The following is a 14,580-nucleotide window of genomic DNA, read 5'->3' on the forward strand; positions in this document are numbered from 1 at the left end:
GGTCCGGGCGTGTCGTCGGCCAGGCGATATCGTTCCCCGTCGATGCGGAGAAGCCGCGTCCGGCGCCGTCGCGGCTGCTGGCGGGGCCGGGGGTGCCGCGGCGCTTCCGGAGGGTCGATTCCCTTGCTCAGGAAGGTGTTCATGTTCCGATTGCGCACAGCTCTCGCGGTGATCACCGTCGGCGCCACGCTCCTTCTCCCGCCGCCCGCGGTCGCGTCCGAGCCCGCCGCGTCCTACGCGGACGTGCTCGACTTGCAGGGCGTACCCGCTTCGGCGCTGCCCGGCTCGGCCGGCGGCGATGTCAGCGATATCAACGTGTTCGCCGATCGCGGCGCATGGCACGCCTACGCGCTGCCCAAAGCCGGGGACACCGCTTCCTACGGTGCGTTCACCGGACCGCTGTACCTCGCGCAGGAATACCCGTGGTGGCTGAGCGCCGGTTTCAGCCGGCTCACCCTGAGCGAAGCCGGGCGCCCGATCAACCTCGCCGACGCTCGCAACCCGGCATTCAGCTCGCTGCCCGGCACGCTGCGGCAGAGCTTCGAGATCGACGGTCTGCGCGTCGTCATGGAACTGCGCTATGCCAGCAACCGCACCGCACTGGTCCAGGCCACCGTGGAGAACACCGAACACCGGCCGCGGTCGGTCCGAACAGGCTGGAGCGGCACGCTGCTGCGGCCGGACGCCGGACCCCAGCACGACGCTCCCCGGCTCTCCGCGACCAAGGACGGCGTCGCGGTCGGCTTCGCCAAGGTGCGCGAGACGAACGACTACCTGACCGACGGCACCGAACGGTTCCAGGTCGCCCACGCCGATCCGGTGACCACCACGGTCACCGGCGGCACGTACACCACCACGAGCGACGCGCCCCTGATGCTCGGCCCGCACAGTCGGCGAACGCTGACCTGGACCGAGTCCTACACCTTCACCCCCGCCGAAGCCGCCGCCGACGCGCCGACGGCGAGGCGCGCGCTGGCTCAGCCGTGGCGCACCGTCGCCGAGGACGACGCCCGCTGGCACGGCTACGTCGCGGCGGCCACGCGCGGCGTTCCGCCGGACCGGCGGCGGCTGGCGGTGAAGTCGGTCGAAACGCTGGTCACCAACTGGCGCAGTCCGGCGGGCGCGTTGAAGCACGACGGCATCACGCCCGCGATCTCCAACAAGTGGTTCAACGGCCTGTGGGCGTGGGACACCTGGAAGCAGGCGGTCGGCACCGCCGTGTTCGATCCGGCGCTGGCCGAATCCCAGATCCGGTCCATGTTCGACTACCAGGCGACCGCGGCGGCGACGGCCCGGCCGCAGGACGCCGGGATGATCCCGGACGCCGTCTTCTACAACGACCCCGCCCGCGGCGGCGGCAACTGGAACGAGCGCAACTCCAAACCGCCCCTGGCCTCCTGGGCGGTCTGGTCGGTCTACCAGCGCAACGGCGATCTCGGGTTCCTGCGCGAGATGTACCCGAAGCTGGCCGCCTACCACGCCTGGTGGTACCGCAACCGCGACCACGACCACAACGGCCTCGCCGAGTACGGCGCCACCGTCGATCCGGCCAACGCGACCGCGGAGGACAAACGCCTGGCGGCGGCGTGGGAAAGCGGAATGGACAACGCGCCCCGCTTCGACGCGAAGCTCGGCGCCACCGTCGTGGACAACACCTCGCTGTCCGGACAGGTCGTCGGTTCGTCACTCGCCCAGGAATCCGTGGATCTCAACTCCTACCTGGTGCTGGACAAGAAAACCCTGGCGCTGATCGCCGACCGGCTCGGCGACCACCAGGCCGCCCGCTCCTACCGCGCCTCGGCGGCCGATGTCGCGGCCGCCGTCCAGCGCACCATGTTCGACCCGGCCACCGGCTGGTTCTACGACACGGAACTGGGCACCGGCCGACGGCTGACCGCACGCGGCAAGGGAATCGAAGGCGTCATCCCGCTGTGGGCCGGCGTCGCCACCCCCGGCCAGGCGGCAGCCGCGCGGAAGAACCTCCTGTCCCCCAGCGAATTCGACACCCGCATGCCGTTCCCGACCACCTCGGCGAGCTCGCCGTACTACCAGCCGACCGGCTACTGGCGCGGCGCGGTGTGGCTGGACCACGCGTACTTCGCGCTGGCGGGCCTGCAGCGCTACGGATACGGCGCCGACTCAGCGGCACTGGCCGGCCAGCTGCGCTCGAACGCGGGCGGCATGCTGGGCAACGGTCCGCTGATGGAGAACTACAACCCCGCCGACGGCGCACCGATGAACTCACGCGGCTTCAGCTGGTCCGCGGCGATGCTGCTGGCGCTCGACCACCCGCAGCCAGCCTGAGATGTCCGCCCCGGTCGACGAGCTTTCATAGCTGAGCAACGGGAAAACCCGGCAGGTCCGCGCTGCCCGACCGTTCACCGGCCCAGCCACCGCGACAGCAGCCAGGCGAGCAGCGGATCCGCATCACCATCCCGTACCCCGTGCCCAGCGCGCATCGTGCGGCACAACGGGCCGAGAGCGGCGTCGTGCACGCACGGAAACCGCCCGGTGATGCTGCGCGATCTTCTCGATGCCCGCTCGGCTCACCCACGCATCTGGCACAATTCGGGCGAACGCCGACGCACCGCACAAGGGAGATGGGATGTCCGCCCACATCGACGAGCTGATCGCCCAGTTCGAGAATTTCCAAGCCAAGGTGCGGCAGGCCGAGGCGAATTTCGCCGGGGTCGGCGACATGCAGGAGCGGATCGCGCAGGTCGAGAACGCCGTGACCTCGCCGGACGGAGCAGTCACGGTGGTCGCGGGCGCCGGCGGGACAGTGACCGACATCCGGCTCGCCGCCGGCGCCGCGCGCATCGACCCCGCGCAGTTGTCCGCGCTGATCATGAGCACCCTGCGCCAGGCGGTCGCCGGAGCCGTCCAGCAGCAGGCCGGGATCGTGGACGACGCCTTCGGCGACGCGTTCGGCGTCAACACCTCCGAACAGGTCCGGCAGGCGCAGGCGGAAGCTTGGGGAACCGAGGCGGCGGAACCCGCGTCGGAGCAGCAGACTCCGCAGCAAGCGGCGCCCCGGCGCCGCCCCGGGCCGCGGGACGACGACGACTATTTCGACGACAACTCCATTCTCCGCCGCGACTGAGCCGACTGAGGGGCTTCTCGATGGGAAACATCCAGACGAACGTCGACGCGATCGCCGGGTACGTCCGGCAGCTCCCCTACTACGAGCAAGAGGGAGCCAAGTTCGGCGGCAAGATCGACGCCGCCGACGTGTCCGACCAGGCGTGGGGCGTCGTCGGCGCCTTCGCCAAGCAGGGCTACACCGACCGCCTGCACGAACTGCGCTCGCTGCTGGGCGAGATGCAGGACGGCGTGGACGGTTTCATCACGAAGCTGAACAAGGCCGCCGAGATGTACCGCGGAGCCGAGGACGCCGGGAAGGTCACGTTCGGCAAGTACGAGGCCGAAATCGACGGGGGGAAGCAGGCCTGATGGCGGAGGAGAAGAAGAGCATCGCGGACACGCTGAACGTCCAGCCGTACGACGAGAGCACGGGCGCGAACCTCGATCGCGCGGCGGGGTACGTGCCGGTCGCCGGGACGGTCTACAAGGCGGGCAAGTCGATCGCCGGGCACGCCCAGCAGGCGGTCCAGGCGGACAACCCCGGCGAGCTGGCTTCGGCGGGCGCCGCGCTGGTCGGCGACGGGGCGAAGTTCGTCGGCGCAGCCGCCGGCGACATGGTCACCTTCGCGATGGACCCGATCGGCTGGCTGGTCGGCCACGGGCTGAACATGCTGCTCGAACTGGTCCAGCCGCTCCAGGACGCGTTGCACCAGGTCACCGGCGACGGCCCGGCGATCGGGCACGCGTCGGAGAACTTCTCCGCGATCGCGCAGGGCTTCGTCGCGCTCGCCGACGATTTCGAGCGGACCGGCGACACGGCGCTGGCCGAGTGGGTGGACGACGCCGGCAACGCCGCGAAGGAAGCGCTCGGCGACTTCTCCTCGGGCATCCGCGGGGTCGGCTCGGCCGCCGGTTCGGTCGCCGAGGTCCTGCAGATGTGGTCGATGGTCATGGTGGTCATCGAAGAGGTGATCAAGGCGATCATCACCGAGCTGGTCTCCTGGCTGATCACCCTCTGGCTGCCCGCGCTCGCCGCCTCGGTGATCAGCTTCGGCGGCTCGGTCGCCGCCGCGATGACCGCCTCCATCGCGAAGGCCGCCAGCGTGCTGGCGAAAGTCACCCGCTACCTCGGCAAGTTCGGCAAGCTGCTCGAGACGTTCATGCAGTTCCTGGTCAAGTTCTCGGGCAAGATCGAGGTCTTCACCCGGAAACTGCGCGTCGGGGTCATGCCGGGCGAGACCAAGTTCGGGATCGGCGCGGCCGCGCAGGGCTTCCAGCCGAGCAACCGGGTGCTCACCACGGCGTTCGGCACTTCGGTCGGCGTCAAGCCGTTCGTCGCCGGAGCGGGCGTCAAGGCCGGGATCGCGGTCGGGAAGTCCGGGTACGCCGAAGGCAAGGACGCCGTCACCCCCGAAGGAGACGAACCGTGGTTCGACAAGAGCAAAATCGGCGGGGACAAGAGCCCGGAGGAGACCCGCGGGAACCTCGACATCTAGCCGGCCCGCCGGAGGAGATCGCCCAGTCGGCGCCCACCGCGGGCAGACGGCAGGCGGCGCGGAAGATTCTCGAGCATCAACAGGGTCTCGACCGCACAACCGAGCAAATCATGGTCCGTCCCGGGTTCCGGGAGCGGGTCGAGGAGATGATGCGGGGCCAGTGGCGCGAGCCGGTCGTCGCGCTGCGGCTGAGCGACGACAAGCTGCGCTTCGACGTGCCAGGCAGACGCCGCGACGGCACCGTCGAGGGGCAGGGAGTCGTCCGGCGGTTTTTCTGGAACATTCTGCGCGGCGCCGGCCGGGCGGCCTTTCTGGTGTTCGCCCTGATGAACAGCGACGGCAGCGGCGGCGGAGCCAAGGGCAAGCGGGCGGCCGACGTGCAAGGCCCCGCGAACGCGATGGCGCTCGACCTGGTCGACCGCCTGCGCAAACTGGGCGGTCCGTGGCTGGTGTTCTCGCCGTCGTGCGTCGCCGTGGTGGACACCGGATCGACGATCGCCGACCCCGCCGGCGCGCCCCCGCCGCGGATCGTCTGGCAGGCACGCGCGCCGCAGACGCCGGAGATCAAGTTCCGCGCGCACACCCTGACCTGGCCGGACGGCTCGCGCTTCACGTTCCCGCTGTACAGCCGAACCGAGGCGCAGCACCTGCGGCAGTACTGCGAATCCCTGGACGGCCGGAACCAGGGGTGAGCGAAGCAGCGACGGCCTGACCGGTTTCGCTGGCCAGGCACGTCCCCCGGCTGCCGGTGCGCCTGCGGGAAACCGGGACACGGCGGATTCCGCTCCCCCATGGATTGAGTTCTGGCTTAAACCATCGCGGCCCGCTTTCTCCGTGCGCGAGCATTGACTTCCCGACAGGGGCTCGGAGAAGGGGGTTTCAATGCGAGGAAAAGCCAGTGTGCTGCTGGCAGGGATTGCGGTTTCGCTCGCTGTCACCGCGACAACGGCGGAGGCGACCGGCGCTCGCGCAGCTTCCGCATTCTGCCCGTATGGATCGTTCTGCATCCGGGACGACAGCGGCTACCCCGGCCGGGAGCTGTCCTTCTCGGGCTGCGACTTCCACGAGCTCCCGAATGGCTTCACCCGGAACGGGTCCTGGGTCAACAACCAGGCGGACCACCGCACGACCTCGTTCTATGGCAACGGCGGAAAACTCTTGTACACCACGCCGCCCGCCTACTCCGCCGACCCGCACGCCGACTGGCATGCCGTGCGGTTCCTCCGGAACAACTGCTGACCGAGGAAAGGGGATCCACCATGACGACAGCCCTTCACCGAAGAAAGACACAGCGTGTGCTCGGCGGCGCGTTGGCGGCCGTCGCCGCGGCGACGGCTTTCACGCTGGGCACGGCGCCGGCGGAGGCAGCGAGCGGGTGCACCACGCTATACGACGGGCACAGCGGCAATTCGCACGTTTGCAAGACCTGGAATGCGACCGGCGGCGGCTACTACAAGGGAACCTGGTCGATCGGCGTCACCACGTCCTACACCTATGTGCAGTTGTACAAAGACGGCAGTGTCAGCAACGCGAGCGGGTCGCGTGGCAGCTACTCGCATGTCAAGCACTTCTATCTGCGAGCGTGCAGCAGCTTCGGCGGCTGCGGCGGGTGGTGGTAGCCGTGCTCCGGCAAGGCCGCGATCGAGGACTCCGGCGGAGGTCGGCCGCCGCCGGTGCGGCAATGCTGTCCGTGCTGGGCACCGGAGTCCTCGGCTTGGCGGGAGTGCCGGAGCTGGCTGACGCGGCGCCAGCCATCGGACACTGCCGGACTTGGCATGACAGCAACACCTTCGGCGCCTCTTGCACGGGCGGCGGCAGGGCCGCCTATCAAGCCGTGGCCGTGTGCAAGAACGGGAAGGCTGTCGGAGGTCCCTACGAAGGCGGAGAGAGCGGAAACTGGAGCTACGCGTACTGCACCAGTGTTCATTCGTCGCTCAAACGCGGCTACGTGCAGTGGTACGTATAGCCGCGCGCGCCGATTGGCGTCCGGCCGGTCATCGACTTGACCGGCCGGACTCCCCTGCCGAGGATGACGGGATGGTGCCCCCAGGCGTGACTATGCTGGTGATGCGACGGCGCACTGGGGAAGGGAACCGACGTGAACCAAGGACCGACCGTGGACCGCGGGCACTTGCAGCCGGTCTTCGTGCATTTCGACGATCTCGACTCTATGGGCATGGTGCACAACACTCGCTACGGGCTGGTGGTCGAGCGCGCGCTCACGATGTTTTGGGACGCCAAGGGATACAGCTACCGCAACGGCGAGCTCGGCCATCCCGACGCGTCGGTCGGGGTCGCCGAGTTCGCGATCACTTACAAGGCCCCGATTTTCGGTACTGGGCCGGTTTATGTGCACCTCGTCGTCGATCGCGTCGGCGAGACCAGTGTCGGGTATGCGTTCAAGGTGCTTTCCGAGACGGGTGCCGCCCACGCGGAAGGCCGCCGGGTCCACATTCGCTTGGACCCGAAGACATTTCGGCCCGTGCCGTGGGCGCAGGAAACTCGGGACATCTACGAAACCCTCGCCGCTTCCTGAGTTCAGTCCACAATGGACTTTTCTGATCCGCGCCGTCGACGGGTCATCGCCGGGCACGTGCCGCGTCGGTGGCACTCCACGTCGACCACGGTGCTCCAGGCCGAAGAGCACCTGGACGTACGCACCACCGCTGACCAGATGCTCGAAGATGACGTAAATCGTCTACTTCACTCACAAACGATCGTCTACACTGAGGCCCCCGCTCACGGACCGAAGGGCCTTTATGACAGAGCCGTCCTCCCCTGAGTCCTCCGCGACCAGTGCGGCCGCCGCGCCGGGGTCCGGGTCCTTCGTATCCGCCGAGCTGGCTTCCCAGCCGCAGATGTGGCTCGCCGCGGCGGACGTTGCCGCGTCGGCGGCCGGAGCGTTGCCGCAGCCGGGCGAGCGGGTCGCTGTGGTCGGGTGCGGCACCAGCTGGTTCGTCGCGATGAGTTACGCCGCCGCGCGGGAGCAGCGGGGGCTCGGAGTCACCGACGCGTTCGCCGCGTCCGAGTACCCGGCCGGTCGCGAGTACGACCGCGTCGTCGCGATTTCCCGGTCCGGCACCACTACTGAAATCATCGAGCTGCTGTCTGCGCTTGCCGGGCGGCCCACCACGCTGATCACCGCGGTGGGCGACGGACCTGCGGCTTCGGCCGCGGTCAAGGTGGTCGCGCTGCCGTTCGCCGACGAGCGCTCGGTGGTGCAGACCCGGTTCGCCACGAGCACGCTCGCGCTGCTGCGCGCCAGCCTCGGCGACGACGTCAGCGAGTTGGCGCGCCAAGCCGGGCGCGCGCTGCTGGAACCGGTCGACGACCTGCTCGACGCCGAGCAGGTCACCTTCGTCGGGCGCGGGGCCGCGGTCGGCATCAGTTGCGAGGCCGCGCTGAAAACCCGGGAGGCGGCGCAGTTCTGGGCCGAGGCCTACCCCGCGATGGACTACCGGCACGGCCCGATCGCGATCGCGCAGCCCGGCCGGCTCGTGTGGTCGTTCGGCGAGACCCCGGAGGGACTGGCGAGCGAGATCGCCCGCACCGGGGCCCGGTTCGTGCACCACGACCTCGACCCGCTCGCCGGACTGGTCGTGGCGCAGCGATTCGCGGTCGCGCTCGCGCGGCGGCGCGGGCTCGATCCCGATCGCCCCCGGTCCCTGTCCCGTTCGGTCATCCTCGCGTGATGGCCGTCCTCGGCGTCGACGTCGGCGGCACGACCGTCAAGATGCGCGTGACCGACGGCCGTTCCGTGCTCGCCGAATGGCGCGAACCGACTCCGTTCGGCGATCCCGCGGCGCTCGCCGATCTGGTGGCCCGTGCCGTCGCGCGCTATCCGGTCGACGGGGCGGGGCTGGTCGTCCCGGGGATCGTCGACGAGCGCGCCGGGCGGTGCGTCCAGGCGGTCAACCTCGGCTGGGAAGACGTGCCCGTCCGCGACCTCGTCGCCGCCCGGCTCGACGTCCCGCTCGCTTTCGGGCAGGACGTCCGCGCCGGCGCGCTCGCCGAGGCCCGCACCGGCGCGGCGGCCGGAGCACCGGGGCCGGTGCTGTTCGCGCCGGTCGGGACCGGGTTCGCGACCGCACTCGTGGTGCGCGCCGAGGTGCTCGACGCGGACCCCTGGGCGGGCGAGGTCGGCCAGCTCCGGCTGCCCGACGGCCGCCGCGTCGAAGAGGTCGCGTCGGCGTCCGGGCTCGCGCGCCGCGCCGGGGCCCCGGACGCGGCCACCGTCGCCGCGCGGGTTCGCGACGGAGATCCCGCGGCGGTCGAGGCGTGGGACGAGTGCGTCCGTGCGCTCGCGGAGCCGATCGCGTGGGCCAGCGCTGTGGCCGGGTGTTCCACTGTGGTCGTCGGCGGCGGTCTCGCCGAGGCGGGAGACCTGCTGCTCGAGCCGCTCGCCCGCGAGGTAGCGCACCGGCTCGGGGCGTTGCGGGCACCTGCGATCGTCCAGGCGCACCACGGAGATCGGGCCGCCGTCGTGGGGGCGACGCTGCTCGCGCTGCGGTGATCGCCCTCGCCCGGGTGCTGGACATACAGCGGTGACCCAGCGGCAAGGGCGTGAACGTCGCGCATGTCCTTGCCACGCCGGGCATTCCGGTGCGCGCCGTGCCGCCGCTCTGCAGTGACGTGGGCCGCTGGCTCGGCCGTCCCGCGGTGGCAACGGAGACGGCGCGAGCTCCGGAATCCGGATACCGACGGAAGTCTGCTCCACCGGTTCAGCCGGTGACTTCGCTGCCCGAGTGCGCTATACAGAAGCGCCCTGTGCATGTTAATGCGCAAGAAAGGTATGCAATGAGCAGATTTACGCATCCGCTCCGATCCCTGGCCGCAGTGCTGGTCCTGCTGGCCGTCGCGACCCCCGCCACCGCCCAAGCCGCCGCCCCGGCCGGGCAGCTCGGCGACCTGACCGGCCTCTCCGCCGACGGACCGGTGACCACCTTGACCGCGGGCACCGCGGCCGTCCGGGTCAGCTTCCCGGCCGAGGGCGCGGTCCGGGTCTGGCTCGCTCCGGACGGGGTCTTCACCGATCCAGCGGGCAGCAAGATCGTGTTGCCGAACGGAAAAGCCCCGGTGGTGCCGACGCGGACAGACCGAGGCTCCTACTGGGCTCTCAGCACCGGAAAGGCCACGCTCCGCGCCTACAAGCACCCGTTGAAGTTCGCCCTCTACGACGGCGCGGACCGCAAGCAGCTCTGGGCCGAATCCGCCCCGCTGTCCTGGACCGGGGACACCACCACGCAGACGCTCGCTCGCGGCGCCGCCGAACAGTACGTCGGCGGCGGGGAGCAGAACGGCCGCTTCAGCCACCGCGACCAGACCATCAAGATTTTCGCCGACGACAACTGGAACGACGGCGGCGCGCCCAACTCCCAGCCGTTCTACGCCTCGACGGCCGGGTACGGCGTGCTGCGCAACACCTTCGCGCCCGGCAGCTATTCGTTCGCCGATCCAGTCCGCACGACGCACGACGAACGCCGTTTCGACGCCACCTACGTCGTCGGCGACGGGCTCAAGGACGTCATCTCCGGTTACACCGACCTGGTCGGCAAACCCTTCCTCCCGCCCATTTACGGCCTGGAGACCGGCGATTCCGACTGCTACCTGCACAACGCCAACCGCGGCGAACGGCACACCCTCGACGCGGTGAAGGTCGCCGAAGGCTATCCCGAGCACGGCATGCCCAACGGCTGGATGCTGGTCAACGACGGCTACGGCTGCGGCTACGAAAACCTGCAGCAAACCGGCGAAGGCTTGCGGGACAACAAAATGCAGCTCGGCCTGTGGACCGAGAACGGCGTGCCCAACCAGGCCGAGGAGGTCAAGGCGGGCGTCCGCGTGCGCAAACTGGACGTCGCCTGGGTCGGCCCCGGCTACCAGTTCGCGCTCGACGCCTGCGACACCGCGCACAAGGGCATCGAGGACAACAGCGACGCCCGCGGCTTCGTATGGCAGCCGGTGAGCTGGGCCGGCGCGCAGCGGTGCGGCGTGCTGTGGAGCGGCGACCAATCCGGCTCCTACGACTACATCAAATGGCAGATCCCGACCTACGCGGGCTCGACGCTGTCCGGCATCGCCTACAACACCGGCGACATCGACGGCATTTTCGGCGGCTCCCCGCAGACCTACGTCCGCGACCTGCAGTGGAAGTCCTTCCTGCCGGTCGCGATGACCATGGACGGCTGGGCCTCCTCGGACAAGCAGCCCTGGCGCCAAGGCGAGCCCTACACCTCGATCAACCGCAAGTACCTGCTGCTCAAGGAACGGCTGCTGCCCTACACCTACAGCTACTCGGTCCAGGCGCACCAGACCGGCGTCGGCCAGGTCAGGCCGCTGGCGCTGGAGTACCCCGGCGACCCGAACGCGTGGACCGACAAAGCCAAGTACGAATTCCTGTCCGGCACCGACTTCCTGGTCGCCCCGGTCTACGACAGCTCCTCCGTGCGCAACGGCATCTACCTGCCCAAGGGAACCTGGGTGGACTACTGGAGCGGCAAAACCTACACCGGTCCGACCACAGTGGACGGTTACGACGCGCCGCTGGACAAGCTGCCGCTATTCGTCCGCGGCGGCGCCGTGGTGCCGATGTGGGCGGAGGGCACGACGTCCTGGCAGACCCGCGACAAGGGCCAACTCGCCGTCGACGTGTATCCGCAGGGCAAGGGCAGCTTCACCCTCGCCGAGGACGACGGCGTCACGCGCGGCTATCAGCGCGGCGAGCAGGCGCGGCAGACGTTCACGGTGGACGCGCCGCAGTCCGGGCCGGGCACGGTGACCGTCGGGATCGGCGCGAGCACCGGGTCCTACCCCGGGAAACCGGCGGCGCGGAACTACCAGCTGTCCGTCCACACGGGAACGAAACCGGCGGCGGTCCTGGGCGGCCACAGCATCCTGCGGCAGTACGCCAGCAAGGCGGACCTGGACAAGGCCCCGTCCGGCTGGTGGTACGACCCTGCCGCGCGAGGCGTCGTGCGGGTGAAGACCGGCTCGCTCGATTCCGGCGCCGCCCAGGACATCCGGCTGCTCGGGGCGAGCGCGGTCGGCGGATTCTTCCCTGCCGACGACAACGCCTCGGTGCGGCTTTCCGCCCCCGCGACAGCCGCTCCCGGCCAAGCCGTGTCGGGCACCGTCAGCTTCACCAACAGCACTCCGCTGCCCGTGCGTGATGTCGCATTGTCGGTGCAGGGCAACAGTTTCCATGCGGACGTTTCGCAGGCACCGGCGCTCGTGTGGCCGGGCCAGACGGTGCAGGTCCCGACGCGGCTCACGCCGGACGCGGGGCTGCACCCGGCGGACTACGAGCTGACCGCTACCGCGAAATACCAGGCCAGGCTGGGCACGCACGAAGCGGCGGGGTCGGCGATGGTCACGGTGCCGTACGCGACTATGGCCGCGGCGTACGGAAATGTCGGCGTCACTGATGCGGCACACGTCGCGAACGGCGACCTCGACGGCGGCGGCAGCAGCTTCCGTGCGGAGGGCCTGGCCGAAGCGGGCCTGAAACCGGGTGCGTTGTTCACCGCTGACGGCGCCCAGTCGACGTGGCCTCAGGCTGGTACCGGGACGCCAGACAATGTCGTGGCGGGCGGCCAGACTGTCGCTGTGCAGGGCAGCGGTTCGAAGCTGGTTCTGACCGGCACCGGGACCGGGACCGCCGCGCACGGCACGGTGGTCGTCCGGTACGCCGACGGCAGCACGAGCCAAGCCGACCTGGGCCTCCCGAACTGGTGCTGCTCCGATCCGGCGAAGTACGGCGCGACTACGGTCGCCTCGGTGGCCGGGAAGAACACGAAGGCCGGGCCGGCTTATCCGACGGTGGCGTACCGGGTGTTCGCGAACTCCGTCCCGCTGACGCCGGGAAAGCGAGTCGTCGCGCTCACGCTGCCGTCGAACTCGGCACTGCACGTGTTCACCGCCGCGATCGCCTGAACCATCGGCGGGCGGCGGGGTCGCGGTATGTGAGGGGAACCCTGAGGGAATCTGATTCCCCCAGGGTTCCCCTCACGTACGTCAAGGTGGGGCGGTGCTTCAGCGGCGCGGGGTCAGCGGCAGGATCTGCTCGCCCGCGGTACGCCCGTCGCCGACCAGGCTGCCGCTGCGGTCAGTCCAGGAGCGCACCGGCGTGGTCTCGCTCTGCCGTCCCGGTTCCGCCGAAAGCGCCAGCACCAGTCCGCTGTAGCGGTTGACCAGCCGTGTCCCGCCGTCGGCCGGGACCAGGAACCATTGCTGGGCAACGCCGGATCCGGCGCTCAGGATCGGCGCGGTCCCCCAGGCCCGGCCGGAGGGCGCTGCCGGAACCCCCAACGCCAAGCCGTTCGCGGCGTTGGTGATGCGATAGGAGCCGTCCCCGGCCGGGGTGAACCGCCAGTCCCCACGGTTGCCCGCCAGCGACGAGGGCACCGACGTGGTGGTGCGGCCGGACGCGGCGAGCACGCGGCCGGAGCCGATCCGGTAAACGCGGCTCGGATCGACCAACGACGGCGCCGGAGCGGCCGACGTGACGGTCACGTCCGCGTAGACGCCGTCGCGGCCGTCCACGCACGAGATCGAGCAATAGGACCGGAAAGTCTTGCCCACGACCGTCCCGAGGGTCCGGCTGGCCGAGTCGACGAACCAGCGGTACCACGACTGGTCCCGGTAGGAGCCGGTGTCGCCGATCAACCGCCACTTCGGGTTCGCCAGGTCCTCGGTCGCGTAGAACCGCTGCGGGCCGACCGAATCGACCGCCTCCGGCTCGCCGAGGTACAGGCCGAGATGCGCGTCGTAAGCGATGTTCATGACGAACAGATCAGACTTGCGCGGCAGCGTACCGGCCGCCACCTGCTGGGCGGCGGTGCCGGTGCGCGCCGGGTCGTAGTCCTTCTCCGGCGGCGTGTAGCCGCGCGGGTCGACGCCGGTGGGCACGAGGTTGCTTTCGTTGCCGCCGACGCCCGGCTGCGACCATCGGCCGTCGTACCACTTCTGCCAGGTCCCGGTGCCCATCTTCCCGGACATCGGAGCGCGGGCCACGTGGGCGAGGCCGCTGAACCCGCCGCCGCCCGCGCCCGCCTTCGTCACGATGCGAGAGCCGTAGTAGACGTAGAAGTAGCCCGACTTCGGATCGGCGAACAGCCGCGGATCGCCGTCGCCGTAGTCGAAAGTCTGGTTCGGGAACGCCGCCGTGTCGCCGCGTTTCGTCGAGTACGGCGACGTGATCGCGTGCCCGCCGATCCGCCAGGTGTGGCCCCGGTCGGTCGACACCGCCCAGTCGATGGCGTCGTAGTGCGAGAACGAGTAGGCGCCGAACGGTTCGGGGGTGAATTCGTTGTGCACCAAGCCGTACCAGTCACCGGTATCCGGATCGACCCAGGTGCCGACGAGATCGCAGAAGTTCTTCTGGGTGTAGCTCGACCCGGCCGGCGGGTCGGTCGCCTCGCGACCGGTCGGGCTGGTGTTGCAGCGCCACGTCGTGTCGTTGTTGCGATCGCGCGGTTCCGCCGGGTTCACCGCGTCGCTCAGACCCGCGTCGCGGTGCGCCGAGTCGAAGTCCGTTCCGGTGTAGAAGTCCCAGACGCGCGGGCCTTCCTTGCCGTAGAGGGCGGCGGACTGCTGGAAGTGGAAAGTCCCGTCCCGGTCGAGGAACGGAGCGGCCGGGGTGTCGGTCGGGAACGGGTACTCGGCGACGGCCCCGACCGACACGGAGTAGCCGGGGTCAGCGTGCGCGGCCGAGGGCACGGCGCAGGTCCCGGCGGCGACGGCCAGGGCCGCGCCGGCGGCGAACGGAGTGCGGAAGCGTGGCATGGCTCGGTTCCTCGCAGGCGATCGGCATCAACAACCGACAAGAACGAACAAGTTCACACAGTCTCAGTGATTGATTTTGCACTGTCAACCCGCCATTCGTTCCCCTTTGCGCAGGACAGGGGCGTTCGCCTATTGATCACGATGCCACGGCGAACCTCGGCTTGAATGTTGACAAGTGATTGGTAAGCGCCAAAAATGCGCAGCAACACGCACTCAG

At 69.8% G+C, this 14,580-nt stretch carries 12 protein-coding genes; 11 read left to right on the forward strand and 1 reads right to left on the reverse strand.

Annotation, left to right across the window (positions count from 1 at the left end; translation table 11 throughout):
* The first annotated feature begins 141 nt into the window (after window positions 1-141).
* From AB5I40_RS06945 to AB5I40_RS06995, 11 genes are all read left to right on the forward strand, one after another.
* Window positions 142-2,304: a trehalase family glycosidase gene (locus AB5I40_RS06945; RefSeq protein WP_370937588.1), complete on the forward strand. Its 2,163-nt coding sequence runs from the start codon at window positions 142-144 to the stop codon at window positions 2,302-2,304.
* 301 nt (window positions 2,305-2,605) lie between these two features.
* On the forward strand, window positions 2,606-3,103 hold the full coding sequence (locus tag AB5I40_RS06950; RefSeq protein WP_370937589.1) for a YbaB/EbfC family nucleoid-associated protein: 498 nt from the start codon (window positions 2,606-2,608) through the stop codon (window positions 3,101-3,103).
* A gap of 20 nt (window positions 3,104-3,123) precedes the next feature.
* Window positions 3,124-3,453: a hypothetical protein gene (locus AB5I40_RS06955; RefSeq protein WP_370937590.1), complete on the forward strand. Its 330-nt coding sequence runs from the start codon at window positions 3,124-3,126 to the stop codon at window positions 3,451-3,453.
* Window positions 3,453-4,580, forward strand: a complete 1,128-nt coding sequence (locus tag AB5I40_RS06960; protein WP_370937591.1) for a hypothetical protein — start codon at window positions 3,453-3,455, stop codon at window positions 4,578-4,580. Before AB5I40_RS06955 ends, AB5I40_RS06960 begins: the two co-directional genes overlap by 1 nt.
* 110 nt (window positions 4,581-4,690) lie before the next feature.
* Window positions 4,691-5,272: a hypothetical protein gene (locus AB5I40_RS06965; protein ID WP_370937592.1), complete on the forward strand. Its 582-nt coding sequence runs from the start codon at window positions 4,691-4,693 to the stop codon at window positions 5,270-5,272.
* A 190-nt stretch (window positions 5,273-5,462) separates the two neighbouring features.
* A complete protein-coding gene (locus AB5I40_RS06970) occupies window positions 5,463-5,819 on the forward strand; it encodes a hypothetical protein (protein WP_370937593.1) in 357 nt (118 codons plus the stop codon).
* Between the two features lie 20 nt (window positions 5,820-5,839).
* Complete coding sequence (locus tag AB5I40_RS06975; protein ID WP_370937594.1) at window positions 5,840-6,199, forward strand: hypothetical protein; 360 nt, start codon at window positions 5,840-5,842, stop codon at window positions 6,197-6,199.
* Window positions 6,200-6,678: 479 nt separating this feature from the next.
* The gene (locus tag AB5I40_RS06980; RefSeq protein WP_370937595.1) at window positions 6,679-7,116 is read left to right on the forward strand and encodes an acyl-CoA thioesterase; all 438 of its coding nucleotides are present in this window, start codon (window positions 6,679-6,681) and stop codon (window positions 7,114-7,116) included.
* Window positions 7,117-7,438: 322 nt separating this feature from the next.
* The gene (locus AB5I40_RS06985) at window positions 7,439-8,272 is read left to right on the forward strand and encodes an SIS domain-containing protein (protein ID WP_370940470.1); all 834 of its coding nucleotides are present in this window, start codon (window positions 7,439-7,441) and stop codon (window positions 8,270-8,272) included.
* A complete protein-coding gene (locus AB5I40_RS06990; protein WP_370937596.1) occupies window positions 8,272-9,093 on the forward strand; it encodes an ROK family protein in 822 nt (273 codons plus the stop codon). The genes AB5I40_RS06985 and AB5I40_RS06990 overlap by 1 nt, the downstream gene beginning before the upstream one ends.
* A gap of 284 nt (window positions 9,094-9,377) precedes the next feature.
* Window positions 9,378-12,512 carry a TIM-barrel domain-containing protein gene (locus AB5I40_RS06995; RefSeq protein WP_370937597.1) on the forward strand — a complete coding sequence of 1,045 codons (3,135 nt, stop codon included), beginning with the start codon at window positions 9,378-9,380 and terminating at the stop codon, window positions 12,510-12,512.
* Between the two features lie 99 nt (window positions 12,513-12,611).
* Here AB5I40_RS06995 and AB5I40_RS07000 read toward each other — a convergent pair whose 3' ends face one another.
* Window positions 12,612-14,363: an RICIN domain-containing protein gene (locus AB5I40_RS07000; RefSeq protein WP_370937598.1), complete on the reverse strand. Its 1,752-nt coding sequence runs from the start codon at window positions 14,361-14,363 to the stop codon at window positions 12,612-12,614.
* Between the last annotated feature and the right edge of the window lie 217 nt (window positions 14,364-14,580).

Origin of the sequence: Amycolatopsis sp. cg13 (genome assembly GCF_041346965.1) — a bacterium.
Classification (GTDB): domain Bacteria; phylum Actinomycetota; class Actinomycetes; order Mycobacteriales; family Pseudonocardiaceae; genus Amycolatopsis.